Genomic DNA, 21,547 nt, shown 5'->3' with positions numbered 1-21,547 from the left:
GCGGGGTGTTCATGCGTTACGTTCTGGTCATTCTTTTATTGGTACTGTTTGGTTATTCATTAGCTTTAGTTTTGCAAAACGGTACTGAATTGTCAGTGGACTTGTTATTTACTCAAGTTCCCGCAATGCGCTTGGGATTATTACTTCTCCTCACATTATCTTTAGGTGTCGTTTTGGGCCTGTTATTGGGCGTTCAGATCTTCCGGGTTTTTCAGACGAATTGGGAAATTAAACGACTGCGTAAAGACATTGAACATCTACGTAAGGAACAGTTAAATACAGCCAAGTTAATGGCCGCTGAAGCAGCGGCCCATACCCGGCATGAAAAAACTGTATTAGATATTACCAATGAAAATCAAAGCCCATTATAATGGGCTTATTTTTTGCCTATATGAAGGGGTAATCTCTTGAGTATCATCGTCGCACTAGATGCCAAAAGCCAATTTGATGCCTTAGTCATTGCAGAACAGTTAGATCCTGCCTTGTGTCGACTTAAAGTTGGTAAAGAGTTATTTACCCATGAAGGTCCAATTATTGTCAAAGCACTTCAAGATAAAGGCTTTGATGTATTTCTGGATCTGAAATTTCATGATATTCCAAATACAACAGCACAGGCAGTATGCGCGGCAGCAGATTTGGGTGTGTGGATGGTCAATGTGCATGCCTCAGGTGGCCGCAAGATGATGGAAACCTGTGTAGAGCGTTTGCAAGCGGGTAATTATAAAACTCAGTTGATTGCAGTGACTGTATTGACGTCAATGGGCCGTGAAGACTTGAAAGATATTGGTCTGGATATTGAGCCAAATGAGCATGTAAAACGTCTGGCACAACTGACAAAAGACAGTGGTCTAGATGGGGTGGTTTGCTCAGCTCAAGAAGCGAAAATGTTACGTGAAACGATTGGAAAAGACTTTGCATTAGTGACACCCGGCATTCGTCCAGAAGGGTCGAATGCAGATGACCAGAAACGTATTGTGACACCGAAACAGGCAATGCTAGATGGCTCAACACATCTGGTAATTGGTCGCCCGATTACCCAGTCTAAAAATATGCGTCAGACTTTGAAAGATATTTTGGCAACGCTTTAATACGGTTTGAATGACAAAAAGCCTTTCAGTCGAAAGGCTTTTTTTATATATTGAAAAAATGGTTATAAAATAAAAAGGAAAAATGATGACTTCATCTGAACCACAATTAGAAAAAGTACAGAATGACGTGATTCAAAATATTCAACAGGCAGAACAGCTTAAGCAACAAGAATAGCAACAACAGCAGGCAAGCTCAGCAGATCGGACAGCGGGGATCGATGTGGTCAGTTTGGCATCTGATGCCATCAGTCTTGCTTCGGATGTTATTGAAACAGTAGGCGATGCCTTAAGTGATATTGATTTAAGTTTTTAGTCAGCTCTGCCGGCCCCTTGCTTGTGCTTCGTTTTAAAATTCTGCTTTAAAAATTACCCAGGGAGGAGAGTCCCTCTTTATAAAAGAGGAATTTAGTGAGATTGAGAAAGTGATAAAGTTATTAAATCGCTGCCAGTATACTCACCATGATTGGTGCTAACAGTGACAAAATAAAACCACTGACCATGGCATGTGGAATAAAATCATGCCCGCAGGCTTGTTTAACCATCGGCAGAGTCACATCCATCGCAGTTGCACCCGCTGCGGAAATGGCCGATCTTGGATATCTCCAACCCATACAATACATCAGTAAGATGGCAAAAATTTCTCTAAACAGGTCATTCATCAGGGCGATACTGCCGAGTTCTGCATTTCTGAGTTCTGTCACGACAACGCCTGACATTGAGTAAAATCCATAGCCTTGTGACAGCATGATCAAATCTTTCAGACTGATGTCGGTGTTCCAGAATGAATAAAGCATGACCGCGAATAATGAACCGAAAATACAACCGATTGGAACTAAGAGAATTTTAAAATTTAACCAGGAACGATCTAAAGGTGAATAAGCCAGATCCAGGCCAATCATGAACATAAATACCAGCAACAAATGCCAGGTGCTGATTTGCAAGGATAGATCAAACAGACTCAAGCCCGCATGTAAAAAGTATCCACCTGCGAGAGCCAAAAAGGCATAGCTCATATTCAGCAAGGATTTAACTACCAGATCGACGGATACCCGACCAGAACTAGGAAGATAACCTGCCCATTTAAATAGTAGATAACAAAATGCAAAAGCACCGAGCGAGGTCAGAAAGGCAATACTGATCGACGTACTTAAAATCTGGAGAGGATGCTGTAATTCATCTACCAGTTGTGAAAATTCAAAGGCAATTGCAATCAATAAAACATAGCTAAAATAGGGTAATAGCTTGAAACAGATTTTAATAATCGAAAGTGGAATTCGTTTTGCCATGGCAAAACCGAGTGCTAGACAGAATAAAAGCTGAAAGATAAGCCAAAGCGATTGCATAAATTTAATGGATTGAAAAAATTACCTATAAATTATGCCACCGCTTGATGTCAGATGGTAAAAAGCTTTTAGGCGACTTTATTCAATAATCGATAATCTGCGACATTTGGTTTTTTTGTTTTGAGCCAGTATTTCCAGGTATAAGTTGGCCATAAGGCAAAGTTCTTGCCGCCTTCCTGCTGATACCAGCTGACACACCCAGATTGCCACACGGTCTTTTCAAACATATGTTGTACCTGCTGATTAAATGTATCCTGTGCCTGGTCTTTGACCATGATGGCATCGCTTTGGGATCGATCGACCAGTTGTATCAATTGCAAAATATATTCGACTTGTGCCTCAATCATAAAAATGACAGAGTTGTGTGCCAATAGGGTATTTGGGCCCAATAACTGAAACAGGTTTGGGAAGTCTTTCACGCAAATGCCATAATAACTTTCAGCGCCTTGTTTCCAGACTTCATTCAGTTCTACGCCATCGAGCCCGGTACATTGAAAATTCTTCATATAGATGCGCGGATCGGTAATGAATCCAGTGCCATAAATCAGACAGTCAATCGGCCGCTCTTTTCCATCTTGTGTAATGATACTGTGTTCAGTCAGTTCCTGAATCTTCTCGGTCACTAGTTCTACATTGTGGCGGTTAAACGTTGGGAAGTATTTATTCGAGACCAGAATGCGTTTACAGCCCATGATGTAATCGGGAGTCAGTTTTTTGGCTAATTCAGGATTTTTAACCTCATATTTAATCAGCAGTTCTGCCAGTTTTTGGGTGAATTTCATAATGCCCGGTTTGACAATCGGTACGACACGCGATTCATTTGACCAATATAGGCGCGTGCGATGTAACTTTCGAAACCAGTCATATTTTTTAAAGAGTTTCTTTTCAAGATTCGGGTAGGCGCGTTCATCACGAGGAATGACCCAGGCCGCAGTACGTTGCATGACATACAGATGTTTGCATTGCGGGGCAATTTCCGAAATATATTGAATGGCACTGCCACCTGTCCCAATCGATGCAACATTTTTGCCAGTCAGATCATAAGCGTGATCCCATTGCGCATAATGAAAAACTTTGCCCTGAAATTTCTCAATACCGAGTATATGTGGGATTTGGGGAATATGTAATGGCCCGGAAGCCAAGATAACAAACTGGGCTTCAAGGATACTTTGATCCTGTAGCTGCAATTGCCACAGACAGCGCTCTGCCTGGTAATGTGCTGCCAGTACCTCGGTATTTAAACGGCAAAAAGCACGCAGGTTATAATCGGCCACCAGATCCTGAATATAAGAAAATATCTCGGGTGCTTCCGCATAACGCTTGGACCAATTACTTTTTGGAGCAAATGACAAGGAATACAAATGTGATTGCACATCACAGGCTGCTCCAGGGTACTGATTGTCCCGCCAAGTTCCGCCAAAATCGCTCCCTTTTTCCAGAATAATAAAGTCATAAATACCATGCTGTTGTAAACGTATTGCTATGGCAATACCGCCGAAACCGGCTCCAATAATGGCAACTTTGGTATGAGGGTGGGAGCGTGTAGCGGTGGCATGATCTAGCATCAGTACATTCCTTACTTATTTTAATGTTGGATATTTATCGTAATTTGCTCCTTGGTGATTAGATAGAAAATTGATCTAAACGGCAATAGCCGACACATTATTTTTATAGTACAACTAGAGCAATCACATTGTATTTGTATGGTTATGAAACGTTCTGTTCTCAGTCTGATGTATTTGCTTCAAGGGATGCGCAAGGCTGGCATGGATGTCGATCAGAAACTGCAAAACATTGGACTGCGTGTAGATGCCTTTGATCCAAGCTCGGTGATCCACCCCAGTCTGGAACATGATGTGCTTAAGGTTGTAGGACAGGAAATCCAACCTGAACAGGGATTATTGATTGGTCAGCATTATGCCTTGGCAGGTTATGGTCCCTTACTCATGTTGCTGGTGACCAGTCCTACAGTACGCGATGCACTGAATCAGGTGATCCGTTTTCAGCAGTTGACGCATTTGACTGGTCAGTTGGCCTTGCAGCAAAGCGAGCATCATAGCGCGCTGTGTTATCGAGCAAAGCAGCAGGATGATCATTTGGGGATGCTGCTGGCACAGGCGGAGATTTCCGGAACGTTTAAGTTTATCCGGGAAATTTACAAATTGATGGGCTTATCCAAACCTGATTTGCGGATCGAGTTGCCATTTGCCTATCCAGAAGATCTGAATACCTTAAAGGTCTATCATGATTATTATGGAACACAGGTACAGTTTGATGCATCTCGGGCAGCATTCTGGTTTGATGAAGCAGTGTTGGATATTAAAATTCCTTCTGCAGATGCGGTCACTTTTGCTGTCTATGAAGCCAAATGTCTGGCTGAACTGGAGCGTTTGCAACAGGATGAGCAGACGCCGACTGTGGTGCAGCGTGTGCAGGATTATCTGGAAATCCAAAGCGGCCTGATGCCGAGCATGGCTGAAACGGCACAGGCGTTGAATATTCCGGAACGAACCTTGCGGCATCAGTTACAGCAGTGTGATACCAGTTATAAGCAGATTCGCGAAGAAATTATTAAAGATAAGGCTTTGCGACTGATTGAATATAAACAGTATTCGATTGAAATGATTGCAGAATTATTAGGCTATTCCGAGCCGGCCGCTTTTAACCATGCCTTTAAACGCTGGTTTGGGCAAAGTCCTCGGCAATATATAAAATAGCCTAAGTTAGTTTATGCCAAAGTGTTATAGCGTGTTGATTAAACTCCGCTATAATTAAATTGATCCCAAATAGTACGAAATTCTATGTCCGATTTTAATTCACAGCACAGCACCGCTTTTAGTCCGATTTCTCCTGCAGAACGTTATGCGCAAGCGATCTCTTCAGGACAGTTTATGCCTGATGAAGCACAGGCAATGGCAGTACATGAACTGAATCGTGTCTGGCTGGAATTGATTCAGCGTTTTAAGGCATCAAAAAAAGCATTTCGCCGCTTTCGCCGTCAGACGTCTCCGAAAGGCGTGTATATGTGGGGCGGAGTAGGGCGTGGCAAAACTTGGTTGATGGATCAGTTTTACGATTCGATTCCGTTTCGCCGTAAAACCCGGATGCATTTTCACCATTTTATGCAGCATGTGCATCGTGAGTTAAACAAATTATCCGGACAGCGTAATCCGCTAGATATCGTGGCGGATCGGATTTATAAAGAAGCGGTCATCATCTGTTTTGATGAATTTTTTGTATCCAACGTAACGGATGCGATGATTCTGAGCGATCTGTTCCAGAAGCTGTTTGAACGCGGTATTACTTTGGTTGCTACCTCGAATATCGCACCGGACGGTTTATATAAAAACGGCATTCATCGTGACCGTTTTATGCCAACCATCGAACTGGTCAAGAAAAACTGTGTGGTGTTAAATGTCGATGCCGGAGTCGATTACCGTCTACGGGTTTTGAAACAGGCACAACTGTTTAAATTCCCGTTGACCCATGATCATAAAAACTGGATTGCACAACGTTTTAGTGCTTTGACTCAGACACAGACCTGTTCTGAAGAGCCGATTATTATCAACAACCGTATTGTTGAAACCGTGTCACATACTGAAGATGTATTGTGGTGCGAGTTTTCTGAGCTGTGTTTAAAACCACGAAGCCCGGCTGATTTTATTGAAATCGCCAATATTTATAATACGGTTTTGGTCAGCAATGTGCCGCACCTGACCGATTTCCTGAATGATGGAACACGCCGTTTTATTTATCTGGTGGATGAATTTTATGACCGCGGCGTCAAGTTGCTCTTAACCTCGGAAGATAATATCGTGGATATTTACCAGGGTGAGAAACTGGCCTTTGAAATTGAACGGACCCGTTCCCGTTTGCTGGAAATGCAGTCAGATGAATACCTGAATTCTGAACATCGCCAGATTGAGAAAATCGCCTCCGTGAACGGAGAATAACCATAAAAGCGCTGGTCATTCACCAGCGCTTTTTTTATAAAAATAAGCACTTGAATTGTCGACAATCCTGATTAAACATGGCTTAATCTTGGTCTAAATGTGATCGTGTATAACTAGAATGCATAATTTTTACTCGAAAATCTGAACTTAAGTCTAATTTCTACATTTCGAAAACTTTATACACTGTCATTAGGGTATTTAGCAGAATGATATCTATTTGTAACTGAGAAAGATCAAATATGTTTATGAGGGTATTCATATTAGAAAAAATGCTCAGTATTTAGCAATGTGATAATACTATTCAGCTAGATTTTAATCGGTATACTAGAATCTCTTGTATAAAAAGTAGCAATATCAGGAAAGACAATGACTGCACGTATTCAAAAAGGCAAGTTAGCGATTGCTAAAGAACTTTACGATTTCATCGAAAATGAAGCACTACCAGGTTCTGGTTTAGACAGCGAAACATACTGGAAAAACTTTGAACAAGTCGTTGTTGATCTTAGCCCTAAAAATAAAGCACTTTTGGCTAAGCGTGATGACATTCAGGCGAAAATTGATGAATGGCACCGCAATAACACATTTGAATTACAAGCTTACAAAGCTTTCTTGACTGAAATTGGCTACTTGTTACCAGAAGTAGAAGATTTCCAAATCAGCACTGAAAATGTAGACGAAGAAATTGCAGTACTGGCAGGTCCACAGTTGGTGGTACCGGTACGTAATGCACGTTACTGCCTGAACGCTGCAAACGCACGTTGGGGTTCTTTGTACGATGCACTTTATGGCTTCGATGTCATCTCTGAAGAAGATGGCGCGGAAAAAGGCAAAGGCTATAACCCGAAACGTGGTGAAAAAGTTGTCGCATTTGCAAAGAATTTCCTCGACGAAACTTTCCCATTGGCACAAGGTTCGCATGCAGATGCAACTCAATACGCAGTTGAAGCTAATGCACTGGTTGTTACCCTAAAAGACGGTTCAAAAACAACTGTGGCAGATGCGGCTAAATTCGTTGGCTACAATGGCGAAGCTTCAGCACCGACTGAAATCGTATTTAAAAATAATGGTCTGCACGCTATTGTGCAAATTGATGCTAGCAGCCCGATTGGCCAAACTGATGCCGCTGGTGTAAAAGATGTGGTTCTTGAAGCGGCGGTTACGACCATTCAGGACTTGGAAGACTCGATTGCAGCCGTTGACGCTGAAGAAAAAGTGGAAGGCTACCGTAACTGGTTAGGCCTAATGAAAGGTACTTTAGAGGAGTCTATTGAGAAAAACGGTAAAACTGTTACCCGTAAACTGAATGAAGACCGTACTTTCAAAAATGTAGAAGGTGGTGAAACTAAAGTTCACGGCCGTTCATTGATGTTGCTACGTAATGTTGGTCATTTAATGACGAACCCTGCGATTCTGGTAGATGGCGCAGAAATCTATGAAGGCATCATGGATGCATTGGTTACGCCATTATTGTCTTTTGCAGACATCAAAGGTGAAAACACCATCAAGAACTCGCGTCAAGGTTCAATGTATATCGTTAAGCCGAAAATGCATGGTCCTGAAGAAGTGGCATTTGCCGTTGAATTGTTTGAACGTGCAGAACAGGCACTCGGCTTACCTGCAAAAACTTTAAAAATCGGGATTATGGATGAAGAACGCCGTACTTCTGTGAACTTGAAGAACTGTATTGCACAAGCCAAAGATCGTACTATCTTCATCAATACAGGTTTCATGGACCGTACTGGTGACGAAATCCATACCTTTATGGAAGCTGGTCCATTCGTTCGTAAAGGCGAAGTAAAAGGCCAAATCTGGTTCCCGGCTTATGAAAACCGTAACGTGATGATTGGTCTGCAAGCGGGTTTACGTGGTAAAGCACAGATTGGTAAAGGCATGTGGCCAAAGCCAGACATGCTGCTTGACATGTACAAAACCAAAACTGAACATCCTGAAGCGGGTGCGAGCTGTGCATGGGTTCCATCACCTACAGGTGCGGTGATCCACGCGATTCACTATCACCAGATTAATGTTGCAGACCGTCAGCAAGAGCTATTATCGACTCAACCTTTATCTCTAGATGATTTGTTGACACCACCATTGGCGAAAGACACTAACTGGTCTGAAGAAGAAAAAACCAAAGAACTCGAAAATAACTGTCAAGGTATTTTAGGTTATGTGGTTCGCTGGGTAGATTTGGGTGTAGGTTGTTCTAAAGTGCCAGACATCAATGATGTCGGTTTAATGGAAGACCGTGCGACTTTACGTATTTCTTCACAACATGTTGCGAACTGGTTGCGTCACGGTATCGTAAGTCGTGAACAGGTAGAAGAAGTCATGCAACGTATGGCGAAAATTGTGGATGAGCAAAATGCCAATGATCCACTGTATACGCCAATGTCTGCTGACTTTGCCAACAATATTGCATTCCAGGCAGCATCTGACCTGATCTTTAAAGGTGGTGAGCAGCCATCAGGTTATACCGAGCCGCTTCTACATGCAGCGCGTTTAAAGTTAAAAGGTTACACAGGTGATTAATCCTGTCTAGCTTAAAAAAGCCTCTTCGGAGGCTTTTTTATTGTCTAATGGTAAGCCGCTGTCGTTCTGACTAGAAATTTTCCAGCCGAACTTTTAAAGTGGGGCAAAGCATGCGAGGAAACAATAAAATGACAACGGTATATCAAAATTTAGACCAGCAGTTTATTCATGGTCAGTGGCAAGCCGGTACTTCAACCAGAACAATAAAAAATATCAACCCCTATACCCAGAGCGAAATTTTTAGTATGCCAGCTGCCAGTTCTGTCGATGTCGACAGTGCTTATACCGCAGCAGAGCAGGCTTTTCAGCAGGGTGTTTTGAATCCCACTGAAGTACGAAAAACAGTGCTGCAAAATTTAATCGCGATCATTCAGCAGCGTCGGGACGAAATCATTGACTGGCTCATTATTGAATCAGGCAGTACGCGCATTAAAGCCGGCGTTGAGGTGGATGCTGCTCTGGGCATCATTCAGGAAAGTCTGGCTTTTCCAGACTGGATCCAAACAGAACAGCTGGAAAGTAAGGATCCGGCACGTAAAAGTATGGTTTTGCGCAAGCCCTTAGGCGTGATTGCTGTCATTAGTCCATGGAACTTTCCATTTCATTTATCCTTACGTTCAGTGGCAACTGCAATTGCCTGTGGCAATACCGTTGTATTGAAGCCGGCCAGTGATACGCCGGTGACTGGCGGTACCTTAATCGGCAAGCTATTTGAAGAAGCAGGTTTGCCTGGAGGTGCACTGAATATCGTTGCCGGTGCTGGCAGTGAAATAGGAGATTATTTTGTTGAGCATTCAGTGCCGAAAATGATTTCCTTTACCGGATCAACTGAAGTGGGGAAAAGTGTCGGCAGTAAAGCCTTATCCAGTTCCCGAATCAAGCGTCTGGCACTTGAACTGGGTGGCAATGCACCTTTGGTCATTCTGGATGATGCCGATCTTGATCTAGCGGTTGAATTGACGATGATGGGGCGTTTTATGCATCAGGGACAAATTTGCATGAGTACTAACCGGGTCATTGTTGATACCTCTATTCATGATGCTTACGTAGATAAGCTTCTGGATCGGATCAAAATGATTCCGGTGGGTGATCCAAATCTGGAAGATACCGTGATCGGTCCGATCATTAACCAGAGTCAGGTTAAAAAGCATCAACAGATCATTCAAACGGGCAGCGAGCAGGGCGCGCAACTGGTCTATGAAGGAGGCATTGAAGGGAATCTGGTTTCTCCGCATATTTTTATTGATGTTGCGGAAGATTCCGATCTGGCGCAGCAAGAAAGCTTCGGTCCGATTTTACCTATCTTAAAAGCCCGGGATGAAGCACATGCTTTAAACCTAGCCAATGCGACCGAGTTTGGCTTATCCAGTGCAGTATGTACTTCAAACATCGATCGAGGCACTGCTTTTGCCGCACAACTGGATATTGGTATGACGCATATTAATGGCATTAGTGTAGCAGACCAGTCAAATGCACCCTTTGGCGGCGAAAAAAATTCAGGATTGGGTCGTTTTAATGGCCGCTGGATTTTTGAGGAGTTTACCCGAACACATTGGTTGACTGTACCGAATTCATAACAGGCAATGCGCCTAAAACTATAGAAATACGACAGGCTTCGACTTGGCATCACGGTATAATGTTATGGTCGAATGATTTACATATATGAACCATGTGCGCCAATTTTAAGCTTTTAACCTTAGAGCAGTTGCATAATCTGGGATTGCCAGAAATTCCTTTTGAATATCCAGAGGAGGTCTATCCCAATTATGCTACACCGCTTTTGTTTCATTCAGCTCAAGGACTGGAATGGCGTTCCGTGAATTTTGGACTCATTCCGAAATGGGCAGAAGACAAAACTATAGGTACCAAGACCTATAACGCCAGAAATGAAACCTTACTGCAAAGGCCCACCTTCGCTGAAGCCACCGCCAAATGTCATTTTGGCGTCATTCCGGTATCGGAATTTTATGAGTCCAAATATTTTGACAATAAACCGCAGCGTTGGGGTGTAAGACGTAAAGATGGTCAGGCGACTTTTATTGCAGCTGTGTATGAGATTGCTCGGGTACAAGGTGAAATTGTACGCTCTGCCAGTATGATTACCATGGATGCAATTGACCATCCCATGATGAAGGAGTTTCATGAGCCGGGTAATATCAAACGCTCGGTTATTGTGATTCCACAGCAGCGACTGCAAGAATGGCTAACGCTAAGGCATCCGGATATTCGTAGCTTTGTAGAGGGCTTTCCGGTAGAAGAGTTTGAATGTTCACATGTACCAAAAGAAAAAATCAAAAAAGTCAGTCCACAACTGAACTTTTTTGATTTTTAGAAAGCTCTGGCGAATTATTTATTATTATAAAGTATGCGCCAATTCGCCAGCGTCTATTTAAAATAAAAAGTAGGTCTTTAACGAGCTAAATTTTTGAAAATATGACGTAAACTTTCCATGGTTTTTTCAATTTGCAAAGGCGTCAGGCCTTCAAATGACTGTTCCAGTACGACATTGGTCAGATCATTGATCTTATGTGTCATTTGCATGCCTTTGTCAGTCAAAAATACTCGGGTAATCCGTGCGTCATCCTCACATGAATAGGTTTCAACCAGACCTTCGTCTTTTAAGCGGTAGACAATTTTAGTCGTGGTCGACATTTTAGAAACCACCATCTCTGACAAATCAGAAACACTGGCATGCGGTTTGGCTTTTAGTGCAAGAAGGATGCGGCGGCGGGAATTGTCAACACCATACTTTTTTAGTGCATGATCGACATTAACGACGTATTGAGCATGAACCTGGGTTACCCAATAATATGGAAAGTTTTCTAAATTAAATTCTTCCGTACACGGCAAAAATTTTGCATATTTCTTAGTCATGAAATGTTCCTTGTATTTATTTTTCTAGGGCCCGTTCATTTTATGAAAAAGTTTATGCATATTTCAACCTTTATTTTAAAAATGTTAAAGCGCTAACACTTTTTAGTTTTGCTTAACATCCCAAGGAGTTGATCAGTTCTGCAGGTGAGCCTTATCTGGCGCGAAGATTGTTCTTTAAAATCGGATGAAAGGCGATAATATTTTGTATAAATTTAATTCCTCATTATGTATTTCGTGAGTAGAAATGTTTTCCAAGACTTTTTATTGTTCTTAAGCAGCCTGTCTGAATAGGTTTTAATGCAAATAATTGTATTTCAATAAATTAATCGATTTAAGAAATATAGGGTGATTGAATGGTTTTAGTCAATATAGTAAATGATTATTTACAGCTATATTTTTAAGTGATTGTTCTTTCAATAAAAAAATAGTTTATGCTCTAATCTTTAAGTGACCTTAAAAATAATAGCCTAATCAAACTAAATTCTGTTTATTTTTAATTCAATTCGAATACATGATGTAGAAAAAATTAAAATTAATCAGTTTCAGCATCAATCAGTTGGTCATAAAAGTCTCAATAAAATCATGATCATGTAATTTTTTTGTAAATTAATACATTACAAAATACTCAGTTTATGCATAATGGAATAGTCTTAAGTTGCATAGGTTAAATTTTAATGGATCCCTCGCCGTGCGTTGATCTTCCATCTCTATTTCTAGCTTACTCGAACGGGGTCATTCTCTAATGGAATTTTTATTAGATCCCGGAATCTGGGTAGGTTTAATTACTCTTATTATTCTTGAAATCGTTTTAGGTATTGATAACCTAGTCTTCATTGCCATTCTGGCTGAAAAACTTCCTCCTGAACAACGCGATAAAGCACGTGTTATTGGTTTGTCTCTCGCATTATTCATGCGTCTAGGCCTGTTATTTGCCATTGCCTGGTTGGTCACTTTGACACAACCATTGATTACTGTGTTTGACTGGACCTTCTCCGGTCGGGACCTGATCTTGTTATTTGGTGGCTTGTTCCTGGTGTATAAGGCCGTTACTGAGCTGCATGAAAAGATTGAAGGTAAACCTGAAGTCACAGTGTCTACCAATGTGGTATATGCAAGTTTCACTGCTGTTGTTGCACAGATTGTTGTTTTAGATGCTGTTTTCTCTTTAGATTCAGTGATTACCGCCATTGGTATGGTCGACAATATTTATGTCATGATGGCTGCCATGATTGTCGCAATGGGCGTGATGCTACTGGCATCGAAACCATTGACCAACTTTGTGAATCGCCATCCAACCGTGGTGATTCTGTGTTTAAGCTTCCTACTTTTGATTGGTATCAGCCTGATTGCAGAAGGTTTTGGTTTCCATATTCCAAAAGGCTATATCTATTCAGGTATTGGTGTTGCGATCATAATCGAAGCATTCAACCAGTTCGGTCAGCGTAATGCTGCTAAACATGAATCCAAGATTCCTTTGCGTCATCGTACGGCTGACTCGATCCTGAAGTTAATGGGTGGCAAGCTAGAGACGACCGACAGTCAAAATAATCAGGCACAAGAAACCTTTGCAGATGAAGAACGCTATATGATTGGTGGGGTGCTTACCCTTGCAGAGCGTTCAGTCGCTTCGATCATGACGCCGCGCGGTCAGATTTCATGGGTTGATCTGGAAGATAGCCCAGAACAGATCCGTGAAAAAATTCTGTCTGTTCCACACAGTCTGTTCCCGGTATGTCGCGGTAGCCTAGATAAGGTCATTAGCGTAGTACGTGCCAAAGAATTATTGGATGTACTGGAAGAGCCGGAAGAATTAAAAGCACTGATTAAACGTCATCGCCCAATTTATATCTTTGAAAAGATGAAAGTTATTGACGCGATTAATACCTTGCGTACTTCTAAAGGTTCTTTGGTCTTGGTGAGTGACGAGTTTGGTAATGTACAGGGTCTGATTTCACCGCTAGATGTATTTGAAGCAATTGCTGGTGAATTCCCGGATGCAGACGAACAGCTAGATCTAGTTAAAATCGATGATACGCACTGGATTGCATCGGGCATGTTAGATCTTTATCAGCTTGAGCTTGAGCTTGGCATGATTGATCTGATTGATGAAGATGCCGGTTATATCAGTGTGGCGGGTTTGATTCTGGATAAAACCAACAGTACGGTTGAAGTGGGCACCGAGTTAAATTATCAAGGTGTGCAGTTCAAAGTCACTGAAATTGAAAGCAATCGTATCAAGTCGGTCAGCATTCATTACGTAGGTTAAACAGGTGTTTTAAACACGTTATTTGTTCAAATTCTAAAAGTCAGTTGCTTTAGTGGCAGCTGGCTTTTTTAATGCATGTCTGTTGAATGTGGCTCATTAAAATAATATGAGCCTTCGTTTAAACTGATTTTTATCAGTTTATTCATACTATTAGTCATGTTCCCGATTGAGCTGAATATCCGGATATTGCAGTGAGATTTTGAAGCCGAAAAAGTCAAGTCAGCAATCGAAAATAAGCATGATCAAGCATCAAATATTGATTCATGTAACCTGTTAATCAAAACTTAAAAGTCATATTTAAATACTGACAAAAAATTGAACTACAATTCACATGAACTAGATTTGCATGATGCAAACAGATCTTAAGTAAAATGGAAACCGTTTGTGTGGAAATCACTAGATAAGTTGCATGAAGCCTACTCAGTTCAGAATAAAACTACTCAAAAATGATCTCCGAAAGAGCTAGACAAAACATTTCTAATGAGGTCAATAGAGCAAATGAGCAGGATCAATCTAAAGAGGGGCGTTTATCTATTCAAGAGAATAAACATCCATGAAGTGATCCGTAAACTAAATGAATTCTGGCAGAATTTTAAAGTTGGCGTATTGTCGGATTGTTTCAGTATTGAGCTGATGGATTTCATCCAGAAAGGCGACATTAAAACTGCCTAACTGTTGTGCGCGTTCAAATGCCAATTGCCCAGCAATGGCAAAATGTACATGCGCAGTCAATGCAGCAAGGGCTGGAGAGGTTACTGCACTATAGGCAGCAATTAGTGCACCGAGCGCACATCCCATCGCCGTGATTCGGGGCTGTAAAGCAGAACCGCCTGACACCTGTATCACAGGATAGTCTCTAGAAATAATATAATCGGATTCACCGGAGATCGCGATACATTCACAATAATCCAGCAAAGTTTGCGCCTTTAAATACACATCAGCACTATCTACCGTGCTGTCCACACCTTTGGATTCGATTTGCTTGCCGGCCAAAGCACCAATTTCAGAGGCATTACCTCTTAAAATCGTAGGTTGGGAATGCATCAACTGATCTACGATGCCTGAGCGCCAGTGCAGAACTGTTCCATAACCGACCGGATCAAGCACCCACGGTTTTTGCAATTGATGGGCAGTTTTCGCAGCAATCTGCATCGCCTGAACCTGCTCTGTCGTCGGTGTACCCAGATTCAGACTGATTGCTGCTGCAATCTTGGCAAAACTTTCAGCTTCAAACGGATTGTCGATCATAGCCGGAGATGCATGTGCAGCCAGTACAATATTGGCGACATAGTTACTGGCCACGGTATTGGTCATGATATGCACCAAAGGCTGCTGTTGCTGTAGTTTCAACCAGGCTTCACAGATCTGGTCCAGAAGCGTTTGCTGTAGTGCTTGCGTAGAAGTCGTCATAATGGTCATTTAGAATAAGAAAAAGATGCGTTGTATTCGGTCAGCTGGTAAAATAATGGTCTTGATGCTTGCAGCTACGACAGAACAGGCTGACATAGTCACTGGCATCATAATCCACCGACAGTTCCTGTGAGCCGCAGTGCATACAACGTTTCTGGGAATAAAATTTCAGGCGGGGTTCGATCTTGTGCCACGAACGCCATACTGGCTGAAAGAAGATATTTTCATCATAGCCCAAAAACCGATAAAACAGGATTTCGCTCATCTTGCTGAATGCCAGTTGCGGTGGACGCGGCAGGGTAGAGGTTTCCCATTTTTCTGTAACTGAACGTTCGCGGTACTGCTGCAAGGTTTTTTTCAGCAGATTGGTATTAATAAAGTTTTCATTGCGAGGCTTGAGGGCTTTTTGTTTGTACAGATATTCAAGTCCCGTTTGTACCAGATAATAAATCTGGCCTACAGCCAGTACATCCAAAAGACGATAGCAAAAGGTCTGAAAGCTCTGATTTCCGGCAATTTGCACATTCCAGCTACGGCAATAGAATTGGGCAAACTGAATGATTTCTTCATATAGCAGGCAATAGAGTGCATCTTTGACTTCATCTGCACTTTTAAAGGGCACACCTTGGCTCAGGTTTTGATAAAACCAGTTGCGCAGCTGCTGGGTGATACTGAACAGGGTCGGTTCAGAATAACCATCCAGTCGCACATTAATATAATAATGCTGATTTTCCTGCTGGAGATCTTTGGGAATCAGAACCTGATCCCGGATCAGGCTTTTTACCAGACCATGTTGGAACAGATAGTTGGGACTGATGGAATAATATCGAATTTGATGCCAGTCAATATATTCACGGTGTTGGCTATATTCCTGCACCTGTTCATCCAGAATCGCAAGTAAAAACAGTTTATTGATAAAACTGAGCTGATTCAGCTCAAGAACCGGCCGATCCTGCTTTTTATGATATTGACGGTTTTCCTGTAAACGGACTTCCTTGAGCATGCGTTTACGCTGCGCCAGACATTGTTCGCAATAACAATTGTGCTTTTGATCGGAGTAAAGCTGATGCTGGCAATGGCTGCATTCATGATAGCTCAGCTCCTGATCATATTGTTCTGCCTCAATCCAATACATCGATGCCTTACACAATGGGCAGTGAGTACTTTCATCAAGCTGTTTTTGCAGAACACTGAATACCATGGTCGCGAGCAACTCTAGAATGGAAGGGCATTTGATTATACACGGCTGATGAGATGCAAACGTAGTGGACTGGTGCAATTTTTCTAAATCAAAATTAGTCACCCAAACAAGAGAAGAGCTACCGAAGTAGCTCTGATTTTAAAAACATGAAATGACGTTTTTTAAACCGGGCAGGGTAATGTGTCGTCCTCCTCGCCGCGGTGTTTGGCATGAATTAAGGCCTGAACCTTTTTAGAGGGCACTTTTTTGGCACCGAGTGCATCGTAGGTGTTGAGAATGGCAGTCACTTCATGGGCCTGAAGCGGAATGCCTTCACAGCTCATCAACAGGGCAATCACTTTATGGTCAATATTGGCCTGATCCAGGGTCTGCAAAGTTTTGATATTTTCGATCCGTACAACATGCTGTTTTAAATACATGGCTCACCTCATCATCGTTATCATTATTCTTTCATTGGAAGTGTGGAAAAACACAGTTTAACTGTAGCAAGAAGTGTGCTCATTTATTAATCAGAATTTATTCGGTACTCAGCAAATAAAATTATATATTTTTAAATCAGTTATTTATGAAAATGTCAGAAATTATGATCCTGACTATTTTTATGGCACAGATATTTCTTATGTAGAGTCGAGTGCTGCTCAATTAGGCAGAATGCATTGAAAGTGGTGCATGAAATGCCCATATTAGATCTAACAATACAAATGCACAGACAGCGTTTAAAACTTGGCGTATGATTTTGACATGAATAATGTCGAACACGATAAAAGATTAGGACAGGACATGAATATTGCGGCAAACCCGGTGATCGAAGCGGATCAAACCATTTATTTAAAAGACTATCAAAAACCTTCCTTTATTGTTGATTCCATCGACCTGAATATTCAAGTCTATAGTGACCACAGTCTGGTCAGCAGCAAGCTGGAGATGCAGCGCCAAACTGCTGGCGATCTGGTTCTGCTTGGCCGCGATCTAGAGCTGCAATCGATTAAGTTAAATGGTCAAACCCTGAATGCCAGTGACTACCACTTGGATGCTGAACAGCTGGTCATTGCCAATGCACCTGATCAAGTGTTGCTTGAAATTGTGGTTAAAATCCACCCTGAAAGTAATACGATGCTGGAAGGTTTATATCAGGCCAGTTCAGATCTGTTTGTGACCCAAAATGAACCAGAAGGGTTCCGTAAAATTACTTTCTATCCAGACCGTCCAGATGTGTTGTCGGTCTTTACGACGCGTGTCGAAGCAGATAAGAAATATCCGGTTTTGCTTGCAAATGGTAACCTGCTGGAAACAGGTGAAGTCGATGCCAATCGTCATTATGCCATCTGGCAGGATCCGACCAAGAAACCGAGCTATTTATTCGCCTGTGTCATTGGTGATTTGGCAGTGATGAAAGATTCTTATGTCACATCGGAAGGCCGCAATGTAGCTCTGGAAATCTATGCAGAAGAAAAAGATATTCCAAAATGCAAAATCGCCATGGAAGCGCTCAAACATTCCATGCGCTGGGATGAGGAGCATTATGGTCTGCCTTATGATCTGGATAACTACATGATCGTGGCGACCAGTGCATTCAACATGGGTGCCATGGAAAATAAAGGTCTGAATATCTTCAATACTTCATGCGTGCTGGCCGATGAAGAGTACACTACTGATGCCGCAATCATGCGAGTGCAGTCAGTCATTGCACATGAATATTTCCATAACTGGACTGGTAACCGGATTACCTGTCGTGACTGGTTCCAGTTATGTTTGAAAGAAGGCTTGACTGTATTCCGTGACCAGTCTTTCTCGGAAGATTTACAGTCGGCTGCGGTACAACGTATTGATGATGTAGCAGTTCTCAAAGCGCATCAGTTCCCGGAAGATTCAGGGCCGCTGTCGCATCCACCGCGTCCGGATCATTTTGTAGAAATTAACAACTTCTATACTGCCACTGTTTATGAAAAAGGTGCGGAAATTAACCGCATGATGGCGACCTTGCTTGGCAAGGAAAAATTCCGTCAGGGAACCGATGAATATTTCCGCCGTCATGATGGTCAGGCGGTAACAGTTGAGGATTGGGTGGCCGCGCTTACAGCAGGTTCAGGTGTGGATCTTTCAAACTTCCTGACCTGGTACAACCAGCCAGGTACGCCTAAACTTCAAGCAAAAGCTGAATATGATGTAGAGACCCAAATCTATCGCCTCAGCTTTAAGCAAAGCCTGAAAACCCATGCTAAATATCCAAATCTGAAAGCAGTACCCATTCCAGTCGCTTTGGCATTGTTTGATGCTGAAACAGGTGAGCAGCTAACGTTGAACTCTGAGGCACTCTTTGAAAATGGCGTGAAAGATGGCGTGTATCTGTTTGATCAGGATGAGGCAACGATCGAATTTAGCGGTGTGACAGCAAAACCAGTGGTGTCCTTGCTGCGTAATTTCTCTGCACCAGTGAATCTGGACTTTGACTATTCAGAAAAAGAGCTGGCTTTCCTGTTGCAATATGAAACGAATGGTTTTAACCAGTGGCAAGCAACTCAGACCTTACTCGAGCGTATCTTGCTGGATGACCAGCCTGCAGAAATTTATATCGAGGCTATGCTCAATACCTTGCCGGATGTGATTGAGAAAGATCCGCTGTTGGCATCACGTCTGTTTGATATTCCGTCGGAAGGTTATTTAGGTAGCCGTATTGATCAGGATTATAATCCAGTCATGATTCAGGAAAAACGTGAGGCTTTGCTGCATACCTTGGCACGCGCATTTGGGGAAACAGCGAAAGAAACTTATCTCAATCTGGATCCTGATCTGCAATCTGAATTCTCGCAAGCAATGGGCGTGCGCGCCTTAAGAAACATCATGCTGACGATGATTGCTCGTCAGGGAGATGCATTTGCCTTTGATTTAGCCCATGAGCAATATCACACAGGCAATATGTCTGAACGTTTGGGTGCGCTGAAAGTCTTGGTCTGGAATGATGCACCACAAGCAGAAGAAGCTTTGGCAGATTTCTATAGCCGCTTTGAAGATGAAGCCTTGTCTTTAGACCAATGGTTTATGGTTCAGGCAGCACATCCAAAAGCAACGGATGCAACGATTGCGTATCTGACCCAGCATCCGGATTATGATTTGGCTGTGCCTAACCGTATCCGTGCAGTGAGCGGGGGGCTGAATGCTAATCCGGTCAATACCTGGAGCTTTGGCGTGCAGCATTTTATTGGACTGGCAAAATATCTGGACGAGAAAAATCCGATTGTAGGCTCACGTTTGCTACAGGTATTGTCACGCTGGTATACCTTGGCAGAACCGCAACGCAGTGAAGTGAAAGCACAGCTTGAAACCTTAAAGCCACTGGTTAAATCTAAAAATGTGTCTGAGACACTCAATAGTATGCTCAGCGTATAACATCAATATTCATAAAAAACCGGATCGACCTGATCCGGTTTTTTATTTCCTGTTTATTTCAAACGCTGGCTTTAAATACAGTTGAATTTCTCTAAAGGCTTAGGTAAGTACTAAAGGGTGTTACAGTATGATTATACGGAAAAGAGTATTTGTTTATTAAGCTGTAAGCTAGGTAAAGGGATCTACAGATTCGCTTACTAGAGGTTGTCCAAGATATGTTAGTGAAAATTGAAGATGGTTTTTATTTAAATAGCCAGCATATTATTGCCGTACATGTCAGCAAGAATCCTGAAAATGGCTTACTTGAAATCTCCATTCAATATACGCCGCATTCCATTCAGCAGGTCGGAGAATACAAAAAAGTATTTCAAAGCCAGCTTGATGCTGAAATATTCTTAAGTGAGTTAAATCAAAAACTTCGCTAAAAGCCTGCATCATACAGGCTTTGATCAAGCATCTTATTGTCTGACGATGAGTACTGGAATAGAGGAAAGTGCCAGAACATTTTGAGCGACACTGCCCAGCATGAGTTTTTGCAGACCCTTACGACCATGTGAACCCATAATGATCATATCGGTCGGGGATTCATTTGCAGCCTGCATAATGCCTTCTGACGGTGCCATGCCATGCAGGATTTTTGTCGTCACCTGGATGCCATCACGAACAAAGTTCAGTTTCAGTTCATTTAAACGATCCAGCGCATTTTGTTCTGCATGCATAAAATAGTCTGTGACTGCAGGAGCAACTTTGTAAAAATCTACGCCCTTAAAGGGATCTACCGCAATCACACTGAGTAAAGTGACATGGCTATGAAATACTTTGGCCAGTTCCAGGGCGTGATCTGCGGCAGCATAGGAAATCGAGGACTCATCGAGTGCTACGAGAAGATGATCATAGTTATTCATGGTGCTTCCTCATATTTATTATTGCAGTAAAGGGGAGTGTGGTTTGAGCGAGTAAATCTCCACAGCATGTTTTGTTAGACTTTCAAATGTAAAGTAGCAAGTACTGCGCATCTTGAAGATGCGCAGCATCAGGATTATTTTTTAACGATTAGTACGGGAATTTCACTCGCACCCAATACATCCTGTGCAAAGCTGCCCAGAATCATTTTCTGGAAGCCTTTACGGCCATGAGAACCCATGACGATCAGGTCGGCTTTCACCTCACCCGCGGTTTCAGCAATATGTTCTGCATTGACTAAACCTGTGACAATGCGGGATTGCGCTTCAATACCTTCACCGGCTGCGATGGCAGTGGCTTCTTTCAAGGCCTTTTTGGCATTGGCATGTGCCTCGATAAAATATTCCTTCATGATAGAGGAGCTGTAATAGAAATCAGCCTCGGTAAAAGGATCTTCTGCGATCAGGCTGATCAGGGAAAGCTGACTACCAAATGCCTTGGCAATTTTGGCAGCATGTCGTACTGCAGAAAAGGAAATTTCTGAACCGTCCACTGGGACTAAAATATGTTGATAGGCCATGGCTTTTCTC

Annotated in this window: 18 protein-coding genes; 10 read left to right on the top strand and 8 right to left on the bottom strand. The window is 42.3% G+C overall.

Annotated elements, in window-relative coordinates; all coding sequences use genetic code 11:
- Window positions 1-11 precede the first annotated feature (11 nt).
- Both AC1IR0_RS06315 and pyrF read left to right on the top strand, forming a co-directional pair.
- Window positions 12-371 (top strand): lipopolysaccharide assembly protein LapA domain-containing protein, encoded by a 360-nt coding sequence (locus AC1IR0_RS06315; RefSeq protein WP_004278852.1) that lies wholly within the window; start codon window positions 12-14, stop codon window positions 369-371.
- 36 nt (window positions 372-407) lie between these two features.
- A complete protein-coding gene (pyrF, locus tag AC1IR0_RS06310) occupies window positions 408-1,088 on the top strand; it encodes an orotidine-5'-phosphate decarboxylase (RefSeq protein ID WP_253100640.1) in 681 nt (226 codons plus the stop codon).
- Window positions 1,089-1,522: 434 nt separating this feature from the next.
- Here the strand turns inward: pyrF and AC1IR0_RS06305 are convergent, their stop codons facing one another.
- Together AC1IR0_RS06305 and AC1IR0_RS06300 are read right to left on the bottom strand one after the other, a co-directional pair.
- Entirely contained in the window at window positions 1,523-2,431 is a 909-nt protein-coding gene (locus AC1IR0_RS06305) for a LysO family transporter (RefSeq protein WP_409665617.1), read from the bottom strand.
- 68 nt (window positions 2,432-2,499) lie between these two features.
- Entirely contained in the window at window positions 2,500-3,996 is a 1,497-nt protein-coding gene (locus AC1IR0_RS06300; RefSeq protein WP_479741235.1) for a flavin-containing monooxygenase, read from the bottom strand.
- A gap of 144 nt (window positions 3,997-4,140) precedes the next feature.
- Between AC1IR0_RS06300 and AC1IR0_RS06295 the strand changes: the two genes are divergently transcribed.
- From AC1IR0_RS06295 to AC1IR0_RS06275, 5 genes are all read left to right on the top strand, one after another.
- Window positions 4,141-5,148 carry a helix-turn-helix domain-containing protein gene (locus AC1IR0_RS06295; protein ID WP_479741234.1) on the top strand — a complete coding sequence of 336 codons (1,008 nt, stop codon included), beginning with the start codon at window positions 4,141-4,143 and terminating at the stop codon, window positions 5,146-5,148.
- Window positions 5,149-5,232: 84 nt separating this feature from the next.
- A complete protein-coding gene (zapE, locus tag AC1IR0_RS06290) occupies window positions 5,233-6,384 on the top strand; it encodes a cell division protein ZapE (protein WP_005252217.1) in 1,152 nt (383 codons plus the stop codon).
- Window positions 6,385-6,750: 366 nt separating this feature from the next.
- Window positions 6,751-8,916: a malate synthase G gene (locus AC1IR0_RS06285; RefSeq protein ID WP_005252216.1), complete on the top strand. Its 2,166-nt coding sequence runs from the start codon at window positions 6,751-6,753 to the stop codon at window positions 8,914-8,916.
- A 128-nt stretch (window positions 8,917-9,044) separates the two neighbouring features.
- The gene (locus tag AC1IR0_RS06280) at window positions 9,045-10,493 is read left to right on the top strand and encodes an aldehyde dehydrogenase family protein (protein WP_409665614.1); all 1,449 of its coding nucleotides are present in this window, start codon (window positions 9,045-9,047) and stop codon (window positions 10,491-10,493) included.
- A gap of 92 nt (window positions 10,494-10,585) precedes the next feature.
- Window positions 10,586-11,248 carry an SOS response-associated peptidase family protein gene (locus AC1IR0_RS06275; protein ID WP_180086912.1) on the top strand — a complete coding sequence of 221 codons (663 nt, stop codon included), beginning with the start codon at window positions 10,586-10,588 and terminating at the stop codon, window positions 11,246-11,248.
- Window positions 11,249-11,325: 77 nt separating this feature from the next.
- On the opposite strand, the gene AC1IR0_RS06270 is transcribed toward AC1IR0_RS06275, so the two are convergent.
- On the bottom strand, window positions 11,326-11,790 hold the full coding sequence (locus AC1IR0_RS06270; RefSeq protein ID WP_004278843.1) for a MarR family winged helix-turn-helix transcriptional regulator: 465 nt from the start codon (window positions 11,788-11,790) through the stop codon (window positions 11,326-11,328).
- 742 nt (window positions 11,791-12,532) lie between these two features.
- Here AC1IR0_RS06270 and AC1IR0_RS06265 point away from each other — a divergent pair.
- The gene (locus AC1IR0_RS06265) at window positions 12,533-14,056 is read left to right on the top strand and encodes a TerC family protein (RefSeq protein ID WP_005247303.1); all 1,524 of its coding nucleotides are present in this window, start codon (window positions 12,533-12,535) and stop codon (window positions 14,054-14,056) included.
- 570 nt (window positions 14,057-14,626) lie between these two features.
- On the opposite strand, the gene thiM is transcribed toward AC1IR0_RS06265, so the two are convergent.
- From thiM to AC1IR0_RS06250, 3 genes are all read right to left on the bottom strand, one after another.
- Complete coding sequence (thiM, locus tag AC1IR0_RS06260) at window positions 14,627-15,475, bottom strand: hydroxyethylthiazole kinase (RefSeq protein WP_479741232.1); 849 nt, start codon at window positions 15,473-15,475, stop codon at window positions 14,627-14,629.
- A gap of 31 nt (window positions 15,476-15,506) precedes the next feature.
- The gene (locus tag AC1IR0_RS06255) at window positions 15,507-16,667 is read right to left on the bottom strand and encodes a hypothetical protein (RefSeq protein WP_409665608.1); all 1,161 of its coding nucleotides are present in this window, start codon (window positions 16,665-16,667) and stop codon (window positions 15,507-15,509) included.
- A gap of 161 nt (window positions 16,668-16,828) precedes the next feature.
- Complete coding sequence (locus AC1IR0_RS06250) at window positions 16,829-17,086, bottom strand: hypothetical protein (protein ID WP_004278839.1); 258 nt, start codon at window positions 17,084-17,086, stop codon at window positions 16,829-16,831.
- A 361-nt stretch (window positions 17,087-17,447) separates the two neighbouring features.
- Between AC1IR0_RS06250 and pepN the strand changes: the two genes are divergently transcribed.
- Complete coding sequence (gene pepN / locus AC1IR0_RS06245; protein ID WP_409665606.1) at window positions 17,448-20,054, top strand: aminopeptidase N; 2,607 nt, start codon at window positions 17,448-17,450, stop codon at window positions 20,052-20,054.
- A 215-nt stretch (window positions 20,055-20,269) separates the two neighbouring features.
- Window positions 20,270-20,479 (top strand): hypothetical protein, encoded by a 210-nt coding sequence (locus AC1IR0_RS06240; RefSeq protein WP_004278836.1) that lies wholly within the window; start codon window positions 20,270-20,272, stop codon window positions 20,477-20,479.
- A 33-nt stretch (window positions 20,480-20,512) separates the two neighbouring features.
- Here the strand turns inward: AC1IR0_RS06240 and AC1IR0_RS06235 are convergent, their stop codons facing one another.
- Together AC1IR0_RS06235 and AC1IR0_RS06230 are read right to left on the bottom strand one after the other, a co-directional pair.
- Complete coding sequence (locus AC1IR0_RS06235) at window positions 20,513-20,959, bottom strand: universal stress protein (RefSeq protein ID WP_004278835.1); 447 nt, start codon at window positions 20,957-20,959, stop codon at window positions 20,513-20,515.
- A 134-nt stretch (window positions 20,960-21,093) separates the two neighbouring features.
- Window positions 21,094-21,537: a universal stress protein gene (locus tag AC1IR0_RS06230; RefSeq protein WP_004278834.1), complete on the bottom strand. Its 444-nt coding sequence runs from the start codon at window positions 21,535-21,537 to the stop codon at window positions 21,094-21,096.
- Between the last annotated feature and the right edge of the window lie 10 nt (window positions 21,538-21,547).

The sequence above is a fragment of the Acinetobacter sp. 129952 genome (assembly GCF_056642055.1).
Note: the sequence above shows the minus strand (reverse complement) of the source record. Positions and strands in the feature narration are given on the sequence as shown.

Coding starts and splice junctions, on each gene's coding strand:
- AC1IR0_RS06230 (WP_004278834.1), bottom strand. CDS start 21,537: ATGGCCTATCAACATATTTTAGTCCCAGTGGACGGTTCAGAAATTTCC.
- pepN (WP_409665606.1), top strand. CDS start 17,448: ATGAATATTGCGGCAAACCCGGTGATCGAAGCGGATCAAACCATTTAT.
- AC1IR0_RS06300 (WP_479741235.1), bottom strand. CDS start 3,996: ATGCTAGATCATGCCACCGCTACACGCTCCCACCCTCATACCAAAGTT.
- thiM (WP_479741232.1), bottom strand. CDS start 15,475: ATGACCATTATGACGACTTCTACGCAAGCACTACAGCAAACGCTTCTG.
- AC1IR0_RS06255 (WP_409665608.1), bottom strand. CDS start 16,667: ATGGTATTCAGTGTTCTGCAAAAACAGCTTGATGAAAGTACTCACTGC.
- AC1IR0_RS06305 (WP_409665617.1), bottom strand. CDS start 2,431: ATGCAATCGCTTTGGCTTATCTTTCAGCTTTTATTCTGTCTAGCACTC.
- AC1IR0_RS06295 (WP_479741234.1), top strand. CDS start 4,141: ATGAAACGTTCTGTTCTCAGTCTGATGTATTTGCTTCAAGGGATGCGC.
- AC1IR0_RS06270 (WP_004278843.1), bottom strand. CDS start 11,790: ATGACTAAGAAATATGCAAAATTTTTGCCGTGTACGGAAGAATTTAAT.
- AC1IR0_RS06285 (WP_005252216.1), top strand. CDS start 6,751: ATGACTGCACGTATTCAAAAAGGCAAGTTAGCGATTGCTAAAGAACTT.
- zapE (WP_005252217.1), top strand. CDS start 5,233: ATGTCCGATTTTAATTCACAGCACAGCACCGCTTTTAGTCCGATTTCT.
- AC1IR0_RS06265 (WP_005247303.1), top strand. CDS start 12,533: ATGGAATTTTTATTAGATCCCGGAATCTGGGTAGGTTTAATTACTCTT.
- AC1IR0_RS06250 (WP_004278839.1), bottom strand. CDS start 17,086: ATGTATTTAAAACAGCATGTTGTACGGATCGAAAATATCAAAACTTTG.
- AC1IR0_RS06280 (WP_409665614.1), top strand. CDS start 9,045: ATGACAACGGTATATCAAAATTTAGACCAGCAGTTTATTCATGGTCAG.
- AC1IR0_RS06315 (WP_004278852.1), top strand. CDS start 12: ATGCGTTACGTTCTGGTCATTCTTTTATTGGTACTGTTTGGTTATTCA.
- AC1IR0_RS06235 (WP_004278835.1), bottom strand. CDS start 20,959: ATGAATAACTATGATCATCTTCTCGTAGCACTCGATGAGTCCTCGATT.
- AC1IR0_RS06275 (WP_180086912.1), top strand. CDS start 10,586: ATGTGCGCCAATTTTAAGCTTTTAACCTTAGAGCAGTTGCATAATCTG.
- AC1IR0_RS06240 (WP_004278836.1), top strand. CDS start 20,270: ATGTTAGTGAAAATTGAAGATGGTTTTTATTTAAATAGCCAGCATATT.